Raw genomic sequence first — 16,235 nt, forward strand, 5'->3', positions numbered from 1 at the left:
AGGAACAACCTATGACGATAAAAGTAAAAGGGATTAATACAGGATCGATTAAAAGCAATGAACGCTTTGCCCTCATGGCGTTCAAAATCAGAGATATCGATAATGTTGAACATACTTTCTTTTTCCAGTTGAATCAGTTGATCGATTTACTTTTGATCCTACGCTTTCGTATAGCAAAAGTATCGCAGCGCCTCGCTGAGCGTGGGGAAAGTTATAAAGAAAAGCTTATCGCTGAAAGAGACAGTTTGATGGCTAATGTCCCCAATATTGATGTCATGGAAGTCAATAACCCGGACATTTCTAAAGTCATTATGTCTATGGCGCCGAAGCAGAAAGATGAAAAATTCGAGCTCGTCGCTATGTTGCAAAATGAACAAATCGAGTGTATTGAAATAGATGATACTCAAATTGAGTTTATCGTCTTCGCTATTCAACAATCGCTCAATACAACAAATGACAAGCAAACCATACAACTGGTTACTTCATTGCTTGATTTTGTCATGCTGTATTTTGTTGATCTGTCAGATATGACTAATCTTAACTTCCGAAAAGTTGAACATGAGAAATGGAAGCTAGATTTGTTCACGCACTATATTGCCGTTCTGTTTTGCTTTGAACATGAAGAGGGCAAAAAAATATTGGCGGGTACCATACTTAAAACAGAGGCCGAACCTAATACGGAGCAATTGCAGAGTATTCTTCATCGGGTTGCGGTGATGTCGCCTGGCGTGAAAGCGCTTCAGGATCAGCATCCGATATGCCAGACTTTTGCCAAAATCATTCCGTCAGAACCAAACCAGCTTCTTACCATGGAGGAGTGCATGCAGCCGCTGCATGATTTCTGTGTGGAAGTGAAGGCGGCGATGCTCAACGCATAAGAATTTGAGCGTCTACAGGGATGTAGAAAACGGTAATCTTTCCCTCCGTTTGCTCAGGTTTCCCTCTCATTTATGAGAGGGCGAACCAGAGCGTCCAGACAAGATATTAATGCTTTTGCTTTGATAATATCAGTTCGGGCACTTATACACCTGGCCGTTCATCTCACTGGCCGTCGGGACAAAGCTTGATAACATCCCCTGCGTCGGGCTGCTCACGCCATAAATCACGTTACCGCCCATTGCAGCTGCCTGGTTACGCAGCGCATTAGCCGCACCACGCATTGAGCCGCCCTCTTCCCCGTGCTGCCCAGAAAGCCAGTTGCTCTGTTTGCCATTGGCCGTGCCCAACAGCTGACATTCACTCCCGGGTTTATCTTCTACGAAGCGGACATTCTGCCCACCCGCAGATAACTCATTACCGGAACTGCAACCCGCCAGCAGCAACGCTGCCCCTACGATCCCTGCACAGACTTTTACGCGCATGTTATTCCTCGATTTTAATAAGATGGACAACCGTTGCCCTGTGTAAACCTTATACTAAAAAGATGACCAAAAGAAAAACCCCCAGCCATTTCTGACTGGGGGTTTCTTCATTTCTGCGAGGTGCAGGGCAATTACATCATGCCGCCCATACCACCCATGCCGCCCATACCGCCAGCAGCACCTAAGTCAGGCGCGTCGCTTTTCGGCAGGTCAGTCACCATGCACTCGGTGGTGATCATCAGGCCAGCAACAGAGGCCGCGTACTGCAGCGCAGAACGGGTCACTTTGGTTGGGTCCAGAATACCGAAGTCGATCATGTTGCCGTATTCTTCAGTAGCTGCGTTGTAACCGTAGTTACCTTCGCCCGCTTTCACGTTGTTAGTCACAACAGACGGTTCTTCACCGGCGTTAGACACGATCTGACGCAGAGGTGCTTCCATTGCGCGCAGCGCAACTTTGATACCCACGTTCTGATCTTCGTTCTGAGCAGTCAGGTTAGCCAGTTTAGCGGCAACGCGCACCAGCGCTACACCACCACCAGCAACAACGCCTTCTTCTACTGCAGCGCGGGTTGCATGCAGAGCATCGTCAACGCGTGCTTTTTTCTCTTTCATTTCAACTTCGGTCGCAGCACCCACTTTGATTACTGCAACGCCGCCTGCCAGTTTCGCTACGCGCTCCTGCAGTTTTTCACGGTCGTAATCAGAAGTCGCTTCTTCGATCTGCTTACGGATCTGACCAACACGGCCCTGAATCGCCGCTTCTTCACCCACGCCATCAATGATGGTGGTGGTGTCTTTGTTGATCACAACACGTTTAGCCTGACCCAGATCTTCCAGGGTCGCTTTTTCCAGCTCCATACCGATCTCTTCAGAGATAACGGTACCGCCGGTCAGGGTAGCGATATCCTGCAGCATCGCTTTACGGCGATCGCCGAAGCCAGGTGCTTTAACCGCAGCCACTTTCACGATGCCACGCATGGTGTTAACCACCAGGGTCGCCAGCGCTTCGCCTTCAACGTCTTCAGCAATGATAAGCAGCGGCTTGCCTGCTTTCGCAACGGCTTCCAGCACTGGCAGCATTTCGCGGATGTTGGAGATTTTCTTGTCAGCCAGCAGAATGAACGGGCTTTCCAGTTCAACAGCGCCAGTTTCTGGCTTGTTGATGAAGTATGGGGACAGGTAACCGCGGTCGAACTGCATACCTTCAACCACGTCCAGTTCGTCTTCCAGACCGGTACCGTCTTCAACGGTGATAACGCCTTCTTTACCGACTTTGTCCATCGCTTCTGCGATCAGTTTACCTACGGTTTCGTCGGAGTTAGCGGAGATGGTGCCAACCTGAGCAATCGCTTTAGAGTCAGAGCACGGTACGGAGAGCGCTTTCAGTTCTTCAACAGCGGAAGCGACAGCTTTGTCGATACCACGTTTCAGATCCATTGGGTTCATACCCGCAGCTACGGCTTTCAGACCTTCAGTGATGATAGCCTGCGCCAGTACGGTCGCGGTGGTGGTACCGTCGCCTGCAGCGTCGTTCGCTTTAGAGGCAACTTCTTTCACCATCTGCGCGCCCATGTTTTCGAACTTGTCTTCCAGCTCGATTTCACGTGCAACAGAAACACCATCTTTAGTAATGGTTGGCGCGCCGAAGGATTTATCCAGCACTACGTTACGACCTTTCGGGCCCAGAGTGACTTTAACTGCATCTGCCAGTACGTTCACGCCGCGGAGCATTTTAACACGAGCGTCGTTACCGAATTTTACGTCTTTAGCTGCCATGTTCTTATTTCCTCAAATTCGTACAGTTTCGTGCGTAAATTACGCTTCAACAATTGCCAGAATGTCGCTTTCGGACATGATCAACACTTCTTCATTGTCGATCTTCTCGGATTTCACGCCGTAGCCATCGTTGAAAATGACGATGTCACCAACTTTAACGTCCAGTGGCTGCACAGTTCCGTTTTCCAGGATGCGGCCCTTACCGACAGCGATGATTTCGCCACGCGTTGATTTTGCTGCTGCAGAACCGGTCAGAACGATGCCGCCTGCAGACTTGGTTTCAACTTCTTTACGTTTGACGATCACACGATCATGTAACGGACGAATACTCATTGATAGCTCTCCTTTGAGAAAGTCTTTATCAGTTATGGATGACGCCGGCCCGTATCCGGTTTTCCGGCTAGTGCCCTGAGAGATGGGGATAGGTTTTTCCCCCTTCAAGGGGGAGTCGAAAAAAAATTTGCGAAAGTGTTACCATCGCCTCTCTTTTGATGGTGGCAGGACGAAGTAGATGAGTGGACTCAAACAGGAGTTGGGCCTGGCGCAAGGCGTCGGCTTGCTCTCGACCTCTTTATTAGGAACGGGTGTCTTTGCCGTACCCGCTCTTGCGGCGCTGGTTGCAGGCGATAATAGCCTGTGGGCGTGGCCGCTCTTAATCGTGCTGGTGTTCCCGGTGGCGATTGTCTTTGCGATTCTGGGTCGTCACTTTCCCAGCGCCGGCGGCGTAGCGCATTTTGTCGGCATGGCGTTTGGCCCTCGTCTTGAACGGGTAACGGGGTGGCTATTCTTATCCGTGATTCCGGTAGGCCTGCCCGCTGCGTTGCACATCGCCGCCGGTTTCGGTCAGGCGCTCTTTGGCTGGCACGATGAGCAGTTGCTGTTTGCCGAGCTGGGGACGCTGGCGATTGTCTGGTGGGTCGGTTCACGGGGTGCCAGCTCCAGCGCTAACTTACAAACGTTGATTGCGCTGCTTATTGTGGCGTTGATTGTCGCTATCTGGTGGGCGGGCAATATCCAGCTGCACGAAATCCCCTTCCCATCGATCGGCGAAGTGGAATTGCCCCCGCTGTTTGCCGCATTGTCGGTGATGTTCTGGTGTTTTGTCGGGCTGGAAGCCTTTGCCCACCTGGCGTCAGAGTTTAAACAGCCCGAGCGAGATTTCCCGCGCGCACTGATGATCGGCCTGCTGTTGGCCGGCACGGTCTACTGGGCCTGTACGGTGCTGGTGTTGCACTTCAACGCCTTTGGGGAAGATAAAGCGGCGGCGGCGTCGCTGCCCGGTATTGTGGTGCAGTTGTTTGGCACAAAAGCGTTGTGGGTCGCCTGCGTGATTGGCTATCTGGCCTGCTTTGCCAGTCTAAATATCTACATCCAGAGTTTTGCGCGTCTGGTCTGGTCGCAGGCGCTCTACAAACCCACCAGCCCGCTGGCAAGACTTTCTCAGCGTCAGCTACCGCTGAATGCCCTCAATGCCGTACTGGGCTGCTGTGTGCTGAGTACGCTGGGCATCTACTGGCTTAACATTAATCTGGATGCCCTTATCGTCTATGCCAACGGTATCTTCATTATGATCTACCTGCTCTGTATGCTGGCAGGCGCGCGGCTGCTGAAAGGACGTTATAAAGCGTTGGCGGTAGTGGGTGGCGTGCTCTGTCTGTTGTTGCTGGCGATGGTGGGCTGGAAGAGTTTGTATGCCATTGTCATGCTGGCGGGGCTGTGGTGCTTTTTACCCGTGCGCGGCCGCCCAGCATAAAAAAACGCCCGGCAATGCCGGGCGCTTTTCTTAGCGGTCGTCTTTATGGTCAAGACGATCGCGCTCATCGTCCTTGCGATGATACTCACCGTCAAAGGTTTCGCCCCCGCCCGTCCCCGCGCTAAAACCACCACCCGGCATACGATTGAAGCGCAGGTGCGGCATCAGCTTCATGGTCAGATGTTTTTGCACCGGCGGCAGCAACAGTAGCAGCCCCAGGAAATCGGTGAAAAATCCGGGCAGTAACAGCAGCAGGCCCGCAATAATCAGCGAGACGCTTTTGATCATTTCTGCCGCCGGACTCTCGCCTGCGGCCATCTTTTGCTGCATTAACAGGAAATTTTTGAAACCCTGGTTCCGTACCAGAGACATCCCAATCACCGACGTAAAGATGACGAGAATCAGAGTCAGCAGGACGCCAAAGACGTGGGCGACCTGAATAAAAATCGAAATCTCAATATAAACATAGAGAAAAATAGCAACTAACGGTATCCAGCGCACTGGCGTCTCCTGTGTGGCAGAGGCCCTGTGGCCCCTGTCTGAACATTTTCGCGATTCGCGTCTGTTCGAAATGAGGGCGGTTAGCCAAAATTCAATCGGTTTGCACGGATATTTTTTTTGGAAACATTAAAGCGGTGACTCATTTCACAAATTGATAATTATCATGCAACAGGGTCGATAATAAGTGATCCAGATTACGGCATTTCGCTATCATCAGCATATGATCTCGGATATCTGGTCGCTCATTGGGATAATCGTCGGTCAGTAAATAGACATAACCACAGATATACTGTGTGTTTAGTGCAATCAATCGGCAGCTTGAAAAGAAGGTTCACATGTTAAACAACATTCGTATCGAAGAAGATTTGTTGGGTACCAGGGAAGTTCCAGCGGATGCCTATTACGGTATTCATACTCTGAGAGCGATTGAAAACTTCTACATCAGCAACAGCAAAATCAGTGATATCCCTGAGTTTGTACGCGGCATGGTAATGGTGAAGAAAGCGGCAGCGCTGGCAAATAAAGAGCTGCAAACCATTCCTAAAAGCGTTGCAAACGCGATCATCGCCGCCTGCGATGAGGTGCTGAACAACGGCAAGTGCATGGACCAATTCCCGGTGGACGTCTACCAGGGCGGCGCGGGCACTTCCGTCAATATGAATACTAACGAGGTACTGGCCAACATCGGCCTGGAGCTGATGGGTCACCAGAAAGGTGAGTACCAGTACCTGAATCCGAACGACCATGTTAACAAATGTCAGTCCACCAACGATGCCTACCCTACCGGCTTCCGTATTGCGGTCTACGCCTCTGTGGTGAAACTGGTGGATGCCATTAATCAACTGGGCGAAGGTTTCCAGAACAAAGCGGTCGAGTTCCAGGACATTCTGAAAATGGGTCGCACCCAGTTGCAAGACGCGGTGCCAATGACCCTCGGCCAGGAATTCCACGCATTTAACGTGCTGCTGAACGAAGAGACCAAAAACCTGATGCGCACTTCCGAGCTGCTGCTGGAAGTGAACCTGGGCGCCACCGCTATCGGTACACGCCTGAATACGCCGGATGGCTACCAGCAGCTGGCGGTACAGAAGCTGGCAGAAGTCTCCAACCTGGCGGTCAGCCCGGCAGAAGATCTGATTGAAGCCACCTCCGACTGCGGCGCCTACGTCATGGTGCATAGCGCCCTGAAGCGCCTGGCCGTTAAGCTGTCTAAAATTTGTAATGACCTGCGCCTACTCTCTTCCGGCCCGCGTGCTGGTCTGAATGAGATCAACCTGCCAGAGCTGCAGGCTGGCTCCTCTATCATGCCGGCTAAAGTGAACCCGGTGGTGCCAGAGGTAGTTAACCAGGTCTGCTTCAAAGTGATCGGTAATGACATCACCGTTACCATGGCCTCTGAAGCAGGTCAGTTGCAGTTGAACGTAATGGAGCCGGTCATCGGCCAGGCGATGTTTGAGTCCATTCATATTCTGACCAACGCCTGTTATAACCTGCTGGAAAAATGCATTAACGGCATTACCGCCAACAAAGCGGTATGTGAAAGCTACGTCTATAACTCCATTGGCATCGTGACCTACCTCAACCCGTTCATTGGCCACCATAACGGCGATATCGTCGGTAAGATTTGTGCTGAAACAGGTAAGAGCGTGCGAGAGGTCGTACTTGAGCGTGGTTTGCTGACAGAAGCCGAACTGGATGATATCTTCTCGGCGCAAAACTTAATGCACCCGGCCTACAAAGCGAAAAGATATACTGATGAAAGTGAACAATAACAGTTCAGGTTAAAATTCATGAAGGCACGTCAATTGACGTGCCTTTTTTCTTTTTGGGGTTTACCAAACCACAACAATTCAATATCAACTTGTTAATAAACAAGGAAGGCACCTATGTTTGGAGCAGAACTCGTCATCGTGCTGTTGGCGATATACCTTGGCGCAAGGCTTGGAGGGATCGGTATCGGTTTCGCCGGTGGGCTCGGCGTCCTTGTTCTTACCCTCATTTTTCAAATCAAACCCGGCGCAATTCCCTTTGACGTCATCGAAATCATCATGGCCGTTATCGCCGCCATTGCTGCCATGCAGGTGGCCGGTGGGATGGACTACCTGGTAAGCCTCGCCGAGCGTATGCTGCGCCGCCATCCAAAATACATTACCTTCCTGGCACCGCTGGTCACCTGGTTTATGACCATTCTCGCCGGCACGGGCCATACCGCTTTTTCCACCCTGCCCGTTATTACCGAAGTGGCAAAAGAGCAAGGGATTCGTCCGTCTCGCCCGCTCTCCATTGCTGTGGTGGCGTCTCAGATTGCGATCACCGCATCACCCATCTCCGCTGCGGTGGTCTTCTTCGCGGGTATCCTTGAACCAATGGGCGTCAGCTATCTCACCCTGCTGGCGATCTGTATTCCGGTGACGCTGATCGCCGTGATGATCACCGCCGTCCTCTGTAACTTCCTCGGCGCCGAACTGAAAGACGATCCGGTTTACCAGGAGCGCCTGGCGAAGGGGGAAGTCAAACTACGCGGGAGCCAGGTTTTTGAACTGAAGCCGCACGCAAAACGTTCCGTACTGCTGTTCCTGATCGGGATCGTGGCGGTGATGTTCTACGCTACCGCCATCAGCGACACCGTAGGTCTGATTGAGAATCCGGTACTGCCACGTAACGAAGCGATTGTGGTCTTTATGCTGACCATCGCCACGCTTATCAGTATTACCTGTAAAATCGATACCAGCGAAGTGCTCAATGCCAGCACCTTCAAATCCGGGATGAGCGCCTGCGTATGCGTACTGGGCGTGGCCTGGCTGGGTGACACCTTTGTCAAAGCCCACATCAGTGATATCCAGACCGTAGCGGGCGATCTGTTACATAGCTATCCATGGCTGCTGGCGGTCGTTCTGTTCTTCGCCGCCACCCTGCTTTACTCCCAGGCGGCAACCACCAAAGCCCTGATGCCCGCGGCGCTGATGCTGGGCGTTACTCCGCTGACCGCTATCGCCTCTTTCGCCGCGGTGTCTGCGCTGTTCGTCCTCCCGACCTATCCCACCCTGCTGGCGGCGGTAGAGATGGATGACACAGGCTCTACACGTATCGGTAAATATGTATTTAACCATGCCTTCCTCATCCCGGGTGTGGTGGCGATTTCCCTCTGCGTCATCCTCGGTTTCATCTTCGGCGGCATGCTGTTGTAAAAGGCTTTTCGCTGTAAAAATCATTAAAGTCGGGCCGCTTAGCGGCCCGATTCATCAATTCTTCACTGCCCGGCATGCTATAGTGGTTTTTTTCGCGATAACGAGGTCGACCTGTGAACATGTCTGACGCTGTTGTTGTTCTCTGCACCGCACCCGATGAAGCCACTGCCCAGGATCTGGCCGCTAAAGTCCTGGCTGAAAAGCTTGCCGCCTGCGTGACTATTCTGCCTGGCGCCACCTCGCTCTATTACTGGGAAGGCAAGCTGGAGCAGGAGTACGAAGTGCAGATGCTGCTGAAATCCCGAGTCTCACTCCAGCAGGCGCTCCTCGATTGTCTTAAGTCTCACCACCCTTACCAGACCCCGGAGTTACTGGTGTTGCCAGTCTCCCACGGTGATAACGATTATCTATCATGGCTCAACGCTTCCTTACGCTGATCCTGCTGCTGTGCAGCACCTCAGTTTTTGCCGGGTTGTTTGATGCACCCGGCCGTTCAAACTTCGTTCCTGCCGACCAGGCGTTCGTTTTCGATTTTCAGCAAAACCAACATGAACTGAACCTGAACTGGAGTGTGAAGCCGGGGTTTTACCTCTATCGCAAACAGATCAGCATCACCCCTGCTCAGGCCACTATCGGTGCGCCAACGCTGCCCGCAGGGGAGTGGCATGAAGATGAATTTTACGGCAAAAGTGAGATCTACCGGCAACAGCTCACCGTACCGGTGACCATTAACCAGGCCGGGAAAGGGGCGACCCTCACCGTCACCTACCAGGGCTGTGCCGATGCCGGGTTGTGTTATCCACCCGAAACCAAAGTGGTGCCGCTGAGTGAGGTGCAAGCTGCCGCCTTAGCGCCTTCCGCACCTGCCACAAATGCGCCTGACCCCGCGCCGAAAAGCGAGCTGCCCTTCTCCGCGCTGTGGGCGCTGCTGATCGGCATTGGCATCTCCTTTACGCCCTGCGTATTGCCGATGTACCCGCTTATTTCGGGCATTGTCCTTGGCGGTAAAACGCGTCTCTCCACGGGCCGGGCATTACTACTGGCATTTATCTATGTGCAGGGGATGGCCCTGACGTATACCGCCCTCGGTCTGGTCGTGGCTGCGGCAGGATTGCAATTCCAGGCTGCGCTTCAGCATCCGTACGTTCTGATCGGCCTCTCGGTACTCTTTACTTTGCTGGCGCTGTCGATGTTTGGTCTCTTCAGCCTTCAATTGCCTTCATCGCTGCAAACCCGCTTAACATTAATGAGCAATCGCCAGCAGGGCGGCTCAGCGGGAGGCGTTTTTGCCATGGGCGCTATCGCCGGGCTCATCTGCTCCCCCTGCACGACCGCCCCGCTGAGCGCAATTCTGCTCTATATCGCCCAGAGCGGTAATTTGTGGCTCGGTGGCGGCACGCTCTATCTCTACGCGCTGGGTATGGGATTGCCGCTGATCCTGGTGACCCTGTTCGGCAACCGACTATTACCTAAAAACGGTCCCTGGATGACGCAGGTGAAAACCGCGTTCGGGTTTGTGATCCTGGCGCTGCCGGTTTTCCTGCTGGAGCGCGTTGTCGGCGACGCCTGGGGATTACGTCTCTGGTCGATGCTCGGCGTCGCCTTCTTCTTGTGGGCCTTTATTACCAGTTTGTCAGCAAAACAAGCGTGGATGCGCGTGGTGCAAATCCTCCTCCTGGCCGCCGCACTGGTAAGCGTACGTCCTCTGCAGGACTGGGCATTTGGCGTCAACGTGACGCAATCTCAGGCCCATCTTAACTTCACACCAGTACGCAACGTAGATGAGCTGCAACGCGCGCTGGCACAGGCCAACGGCAAACCGGTCATGCTCGATCTCTATGCCGACTGGTGCGTGGCTTGCAAAGAGTTCGAAAAATACACCTTTAGCGATCCGCAGGTGCAAAACGCGCTGAAAGGGACGGTTCTGCTTCAGGCAAACGTGACGGCCAATAACGCAGAAGATAAGGCCCTGCTGAAGAGATTAAACGTGCTTGGCCTGCCGACAATTCTGTTCTTTAACGGAGAGGGCGAGGAGCAGGCGGCCCAGAGAGTGACCGGATTTATGGATGCCACGGCTTTCAGCGCACATTTGCGCGATCGACAACCGTAAACGACACTGTAGACGGGACGTTCGACGGTATGCAGAGGAGATAATCATGCAACGCGAAGATGTTTTGGGAGAAACCCTGCAATTACTTGAGATCCAGGGAATAGCCAGCACGACGCTGGAGATGGTCGCCGAACGGGTGGATTATCCGCTGGATGAGCTGATGCGCTTCTGGCCTGATAAAGAGGCGTTGCTATACGATGCGCTGCGCTATCTTAGCCAGCAGGTCGATACCTGGCGCACGCAATTGCGGCTCAACGACGAGCTCAGCGCCGAGCAAAAATTGCTGGCGCGCTATAACGCGCTCGCTGAGTGCGTGCGTAATCACCGCTATCCCGGCTGTCTGTTTATTGCCGCCTGTACCTTCTTCCCGGATCCAGACCACCCTATCCATCAGTTGGCCGATCAGCAAAAGCGCGCTTCCCATGATTTTACTCATGAGCTGCTTACCACCCTGGAAGTGGACGATCCGGCGATGGTCGCAAAGCAGATGGATTTGGTGCTGGAGGGGTGCCTGAGCCGTATGATGGTCAACCGTAGCCAGGCCGATGTCGATACCGCACAACGCCTGGCAGAGGATATCCTGCACTTTGCTCAGTGCCGCAAAGGCGGGGCGCTCACTTAAGCCAGTATTCCCGCCCAGGCTGAAATAAACAGGCACAATGCCATCAGCCGTTGAAAGCGCACCATCGCAACGGTGGTGCGAAAGAGACGGGTCACCGCCTTTCCCAGCCATGCCCAGCACATCAGGCAGGCGATAGAAATCAGTAAAAACCAGAAGGCCATGAGCGCCACATCGTGCAACCCATTCCGCCCGGCCGGGGCAAAAAGCGTGACCACCGCCAGCGCCATCATCCAGGTTTTGGGATTCACCACCTGCAGCAGCGCAGCCGCTCGCGGGGTAAACCGCACAGGCGAGCGTCCGGAAATATCAGTCGCCGGCGCGCGAAACAACTGCCAGCTCATCCAGCTTAGCCAGAGCACCCCGGCCCAGCTCATCAGCTGTCGTATCAGCGGAGACTGACGCAGGATCTCCCCGGCTCCGGCACCGGAGATCAGGACTATCGCGCTGGCCGCAGCGCAGGCGCTCACCAGCGCAGGAAGCGTGGATTTAACGCCATGTTGCTGGCTATGCGTAAACACAAGAATATTAGTCGGCCCGGGGGTAATCGAGGCGACGAAAGCAAATAGCAGAAATGGCATCAAATTCACAGGTGGCTCCTTATTATAGAGCTCTGACTGTGCCGCTATTTTTTAGAAAGATCTGGAAGGTTTGTGCACAAACGCCGGTAGTGGGCAGGCGTGATGCGATAGGCTCGCTGGAACCAGCGTCCCAGATGACTTTGATCGGAAAAGCCCAGCGCCGCGGCTACATCAACCGGCTGCTCGCCCTGTGCCAGACGCTGACGCGCTTTCGCCAGACGCAGCTGGATAAGCCAGGCGTGAGGAGCCAGGTGGAACTCGCGTTTAAAGCTGCGCGTCAAAGTAAAACGGTCAGTGCCTGTTTCACGTGCCAGATCGGTTAAACCGATATTTTCGCCCATATGCGCGAAGAGATAATCTCTCGCCCGGTGAGCGATAGCGGCACTTTGTATCTGGGAAGGGACTTTTTTACGCCAGTGGCAGTGGGCGGTGATTTGCGCCAGCAGGGTATCCATGCTGCTCTGCTGCACGATTTTCATCTCATCGTTATGCAGGCTCGAGAAGGTTTCACCGATGGCGAGCGCCAGATGTGGCTCGCGCGTCAGCGTCTGCGGAAAGTGCAGCGAATAGCTGCCAGGCGTAGATTCATACAACCCCTGCAGGGTGTTAGTCAGCCATCGTTCATCCAGATAAAAGGTCAGGTAGGTAAAGCCGCCTTCTACGGGCGCATCGCCGTCGTGGATCTCCCCCGGCTCAAGCAGAAACGCATCGCCCGGACGGCTATGATAACGCTCGCGACGGCAGTGAAACTGCTGCGTGCCGGAGAGAGTAATCCCCACCAGATAACTGTCGTGCCAGTGCGGATCGAAGGCGTGCCCTTCAAAGTGCGCCTTAATCGTTTCGATACCCGTTTCTGCATGCTGACGTAGCTCAAGCCAGTCTTTCGCCATACTTCCCCCTCTTTCACCGCCAGCATTGCCTGGCCTTGCGCGCCTGTCTGGAAGATTTGTGCAAATGCGACGCGCAAACCGCCAGATTGCCGTAATCTTAAGCAGTTGAACAGCTTTTCCCGAAATAGGGTTGACGGCGTTACGCGATTGCGGTTTAATGCGCCCCGTTGCCCGGATAGCTCAGTCGGTAGAGCAGGGGATTGAAAATCCCCGTGTCCTTGGTTCGATTCCGAGTCCGGGCACCACTATTTAGAAAAACCCGCCTATGGCGGGTTTTTTGCTTTCTGAAAGCGGACTCTCCCCTTCGGAACCAGTGCGACAGGCGCGCGATTCCACGCTTTCTACATAAGTCCCTGGCAAGCCATCACGAAATACCCATCCTCCCCTCATTCTGCGCTTGCTATAATTCAGCCACACTCACCCGCAGGCTTCCTTATGAATACATACCGTCTAACGCGCGACTGGCGATTGCCCACGGCAGGGTTGCTGGCCTTGATAGTCCTCTTTGCTGGCTTCACGCTGCACACTCACTGGAACGATTTTATCCAGTGGTGCCTCGCCACCCAAATCACGCTGCATCGTTATCTGGTGATGTATCTGCTGCAACTGAATAACCATCAGTTCAGCGGCGGGCTATGGCTACTGACGGGGGCCTTTTTTTATGGCGTGCTGCACGCTATCGGCCCGGGGCATGGCAAATTTATCGTCACCACCTGGCTCAGCACCAATACCGAGAGCCAGCGGGCATCTCGCGTGGTGCCGTTTCTCGGGAGCCTGATGCAGGGCGTCAGCGCCATTCTGTTTGTGTTTATCCTCGCCGTCGGCCTGAATATGGCGTCTGGCGATCTCAGCACCAGCCGCTGGTACGTCGAGAAAATCAGCGCCGTGATGATCGGTTCATTCGGTGCCTTCATCATCTATCAGGCGCTAAAAAGCTTGCTGCCCCGCAAAATGACCCTCTTTGCCATCAAACCGCTGCACGAACACAGTGACCAGTGCGGATGCGGCCATCACGGCGTAGGGGCCGGGATGACGCAAGGCGACTGGAAAACGCGTCTGGGTGTGATTCTGGCGATTGGTGCGCGGCCCTGCAGCGGCGCCATCATGATTTTGCTGTTCTCGAATGCGCTGGGGATTGTCAGTTGGGGAATGGCGGCGGTCATGACCATGTCGCTTGGTACCGCGTTATCCATTATGGGCCTGTCCCTCGCGGTACGTTATGCCCGTGAGCGCACCGTGGCGCTGTTTGATAGCCCTGCATCGTTACGCTGGCTGGCGCCCGCAGCCAGGATAGCCGGAGGCGTGGTGCTTATTCTGTTTGCCGTCGTGCTCTTTTTAACGGTGATCCCTATCAGCGCGGACGGCGACTTTATCGCCGCTGGCTGCTAATAAAAAACCCGGCTTGCGCCGGGTTTTTTATTACTCATTAATTCTCGGATGTTGATCAACAAGGCGAGAACGCTTTTTCTGTAACGCCTCAATTTCGGCGTCAATATCTTCAATCTTCTGCTCGACGTTATCGTAATGTTCGCGCAGGATCTCTTTCGCTTCCGCAATATCCGATGCCGCCGGTGTCGCGCCTTTCAGAGGACGGTTCGCCGTCTCCTTCATGGTCAGACCGGTCGCCAGACCAATGACCGCAATCACCATCAGGTAGTAGGCAGGCATCATCAGGTTCTGCGTGCTCTCTACCAGCGAGGCCGCCAGGGTCGGCGTCAGGCCGGCAATCAGCACTGAAATGTTAAACGCTGCCGCCAGGGCACTATAACGAATATGCGTCGGGAACATCGCCGGCAGAGTGGATGCCATCACGCCAATAAAGCAGTTCAGGATCACCGCCAGCATCAGCAGACCGGCGAAAATCAGCCCCAGCACGTTACTGTTGATCAGGATAAAGGCCGGAATCGAGAGCGCGAACAGAGCAACGCTGCCGAGAATAATGAACGGTCGACGACCGAAACGGTCACTCAGCAGGCCCATAATCGGCTGCACAAACAACATCCCCACCATGATGGCGATGATAATGAGTACGCCGTGATCTTCCGAGTAGTGCAGGTTATGCGACAGATAGCTCGGCATGTAGGTCAACAGCATGTAGTAGGTCACGTTGGTGGAGATCACCAGACCAATACAGGTCAGCAGGCTACGCCAGTGTTTAGTGGCAATCTCTTTAAACGAGACTTTAGGCCCTTCCTGCAATCCTTCGCGATCGCCCTGCTCCAGCTTTTCGACATGCTGCTGGAAAGCCGGAGTCTCTTCAAGCGCGTGACGCAGATAGAGACCAATCACCCCGAGCGGCAGCGCCAGGAAGAACGGGATACGCCAGCCCCACTCCAGGAAGTTCGCTTCACCCACCACGGTGGAAATCAGGACCACGACACCCGCACCCAGCACAAAGCCTGCGATGGAGCCAAAGTCCAGCCAGCTTCCCATAAAACCACGCTTACGGTCCGGCGAATACTCAGCTACAAAGATTGACGCGCCGGTGTACTCACCACCGACCGAGAAGCCCTGGGCCATCTTACACAGCAGCAGCAGGATGGGCGCCCAGATACCAATACTGGCGTACGACGGTATCAAGCCAATACAGAAGGTACTGACGGACATGATAACAATGGTAATCGCGAGTATTTTCTGGCGACCATATTTATCGCCAAGCATCCCGAAGAACAGACCACCCAGCGGGCGGATTAAGAAGGGAACGGAGAACGTACCTAACGCTGCAATCATCTGCAGGCTAGGATCGGCGCCGGGGAAGAATACTTTACCTAACGCGTAGGCCACAAAGCCATACACGCCAAAATCGAACCATTCCATTGCGTTACCGAGCGAAGCCGCGGTTATCGCTTTGCGCAATTTACCGTCGTCAATGATAGTGACGTCACGCAGGGTGATGGGTTTAACCTTTTTCCTTTTAAGCATTGCTAACCTCGTAGACTAAGCCCTGTCCTTACCACAGTGCTTTAAGAGCACCTTGTGGACCCGGGAAGCGCATCGTGCGCATTCTCCTCTTTCAAGCGTAGCAGGTTTACTTACACTGACGTTCAAAGTCAGTACAACCGAACCTGTTGACGCCTGTCTGGGCAGTTAATGACCTCCTTACCCTACCAGCGTTTATATTTGTGATCAACTTCACATATATATTTAGCGACCTTAAGCCTACGTAATGAAAGGTCAATTTTCTCAATTGAGATACGTCTCAACCCCCACCTCTTAAATATCATTCCTTAAGTTATTATTCACACGAAAACAAAAAATAAACGACATTTCTTCACATCCAATTTACAGCAATTTTAATAATCAAAAGGGCGCCGATCGGTTTCCGAAAAATATGTGATCCAGATAACTAAAACACTGTTTTATTTTCATTGAATCGCCATTCCATCGATCGCATCATAAGTCTGGTCAACAGGGTTTAAATGCTTTCAGTCGAAGGCCAAAACCCAAACCGAAT

The 16,235-nt window shown here is 53.4% G+C and carries 15 protein-coding genes and 1 tRNA gene; 9 read left to right on the forward strand and 7 right to left on the reverse strand.

The annotated features are described in order from the left end of the window. The first annotated feature begins 11 nt into the window (after window positions 1-11). On the forward strand, window positions 12-878 hold the full coding sequence (gene yjeJ / locus WFN75_RS14690) for a YjeJ family protein (RefSeq protein ID WP_046885492.1): 867 nt from the start codon (window positions 12-14) through the stop codon (window positions 876-878). Window positions 879-1,007: 129 nt separating this feature from the next. On the opposite strand, the gene WFN75_RS14695 is transcribed toward yjeJ, so the two are convergent. The 3 genes from WFN75_RS14695 to WFN75_RS14705 all read right to left on the reverse strand — a co-directional run bounded on the left by WFN75_RS14695 (window position 1,008) and on the right by WFN75_RS14705 (window position 3,472). After that, window positions 1,008-1,361 carry a DUF4156 domain-containing protein gene (locus WFN75_RS14695; RefSeq protein ID WP_040077535.1) on the reverse strand — a complete coding sequence of 118 codons (354 nt, stop codon included), beginning with the start codon at window positions 1,359-1,361 and terminating at the stop codon, window positions 1,008-1,010. Between the two features lie 131 nt (window positions 1,362-1,492). Continuing rightward, on the reverse strand, window positions 1,493-3,139 hold the full coding sequence (groL, locus tag WFN75_RS14700) for a chaperonin GroEL (protein ID WP_040077537.1): 1,647 nt from the start codon (window positions 3,137-3,139) through the stop codon (window positions 1,493-1,495). Between the two features lie 39 nt (window positions 3,140-3,178). Beyond that, on the reverse strand, window positions 3,179-3,472 hold the full coding sequence (locus WFN75_RS14705) for a co-chaperone GroES (RefSeq protein WP_003855929.1): 294 nt from the start codon (window positions 3,470-3,472) through the stop codon (window positions 3,179-3,181). A gap of 178 nt (window positions 3,473-3,650) precedes the next feature. Between WFN75_RS14705 and yjeH the strand changes: the two genes are divergently transcribed. After that, on the forward strand, window positions 3,651-4,892 hold the full coding sequence (gene yjeH / locus WFN75_RS14710; RefSeq protein WP_336996405.1) for an L-methionine/branched-chain amino acid transporter: 1,242 nt from the start codon (window positions 3,651-3,653) through the stop codon (window positions 4,890-4,892). A gap of 30 nt (window positions 4,893-4,922) precedes the next feature. On the opposite strand, the gene WFN75_RS14715 is transcribed toward yjeH, so the two are convergent. Next, a complete protein-coding gene (locus WFN75_RS14715; protein ID WP_040077540.1) occupies window positions 4,923-5,393 on the reverse strand; it encodes an FxsA family protein in 471 nt (156 codons plus the stop codon). 335 nt (window positions 5,394-5,728) lie between these two features. Between WFN75_RS14715 and aspA the strand changes: the two genes are divergently transcribed. The 5 genes from aspA (at window position 5,729) to WFN75_RS14740 (ending at window position 11,313) form a co-directional block, all read left to right on the forward strand. Further along, complete coding sequence (aspA, locus tag WFN75_RS14720; protein ID WP_040077541.1) at window positions 5,729-7,165, forward strand: aspartate ammonia-lyase; 1,437 nt, start codon at window positions 5,729-5,731, stop codon at window positions 7,163-7,165. 114 nt (window positions 7,166-7,279) lie between these two features. Continuing rightward, window positions 7,280-8,581 carry an anaerobic C4-dicarboxylate transporter gene (locus WFN75_RS14725; RefSeq protein WP_207292846.1) on the forward strand — a complete coding sequence of 434 codons (1,302 nt, stop codon included), beginning with the start codon at window positions 7,280-7,282 and terminating at the stop codon, window positions 8,579-8,581. Window positions 8,582-8,694: 113 nt separating this feature from the next. Next, entirely contained in the window at window positions 8,695-9,018 is a 324-nt protein-coding gene (cutA, locus tag WFN75_RS14730; RefSeq protein WP_172657815.1) for a divalent cation tolerance protein CutA, read from the forward strand. Next, the gene (locus WFN75_RS14735; protein ID WP_336996406.1) at window positions 8,994-10,691 is read left to right on the forward strand and encodes a protein-disulfide reductase DsbD; all 1,698 of its coding nucleotides are present in this window, start codon (window positions 8,994-8,996) and stop codon (window positions 10,689-10,691) included. Before cutA ends, WFN75_RS14735 begins: the two co-directional genes overlap by 25 nt. A 46-nt stretch (window positions 10,692-10,737) precedes the next feature. Next, the gene (locus WFN75_RS14740; RefSeq protein ID WP_040077545.1) at window positions 10,738-11,313 is read left to right on the forward strand and encodes a transcriptional regulator; all 576 of its coding nucleotides are present in this window, start codon (window positions 10,738-10,740) and stop codon (window positions 11,311-11,313) included. On the opposite strand, the gene WFN75_RS14745 is transcribed toward WFN75_RS14740, so the two are convergent. Together WFN75_RS14745 and WFN75_RS14750 are read right to left on the reverse strand one after the other, a co-directional pair. Continuing rightward, window positions 11,310-11,900, reverse strand: a complete 591-nt coding sequence (locus tag WFN75_RS14745) for a LysE family translocator (RefSeq protein WP_040077546.1) — start codon at window positions 11,898-11,900, stop codon at window positions 11,310-11,312. The two genes, WFN75_RS14740 and WFN75_RS14745, sit on opposite strands and share 4 nt — an antisense overlap. Window positions 11,901-11,935: 35 nt before the next feature. Beyond that, on the reverse strand, window positions 11,936-12,781 hold the full coding sequence (locus WFN75_RS14750; protein WP_040077547.1) for an AraC family transcriptional regulator: 846 nt from the start codon (window positions 12,779-12,781) through the stop codon (window positions 11,936-11,938). A gap of 169 nt (window positions 12,782-12,950) precedes the next feature. On the opposite strand from WFN75_RS14750, the gene WFN75_RS14755 reads away from it, so the two are divergent. Together WFN75_RS14755 and WFN75_RS14760 are read left to right on the forward strand one after the other, a co-directional pair. Next, window positions 12,951-13,026: transfer RNA gene (locus WFN75_RS14755), tRNA-Phe, on the forward strand. 190 nt (window positions 13,027-13,216) lie between these two features. Beyond that, window positions 13,217-14,170: a nickel/cobalt transporter gene (locus WFN75_RS14760; protein ID WP_233803200.1), complete on the forward strand. Its 954-nt coding sequence runs from the start codon at window positions 13,217-13,219 to the stop codon at window positions 14,168-14,170. Between the two features lie 30 nt (window positions 14,171-14,200). Here WFN75_RS14760 and proP read toward each other — a convergent pair whose 3' ends face one another. After that, the gene (gene proP, locus WFN75_RS14765) at window positions 14,201-15,703 is read right to left on the reverse strand and encodes a glycine betaine/L-proline transporter ProP (RefSeq protein WP_046885497.1); all 1,503 of its coding nucleotides are present in this window, start codon (window positions 15,701-15,703) and stop codon (window positions 14,201-14,203) included. Window positions 15,704-16,235 lie beyond the last annotated feature (532 nt).

The organism is Leclercia sp. UBA7405 (assembly GCF_037152215.1).
Lineage (GTDB): Bacteria > Pseudomonadota > Gammaproteobacteria > Enterobacterales > Enterobacteriaceae > Enterobacter > Enterobacter pneumoniae.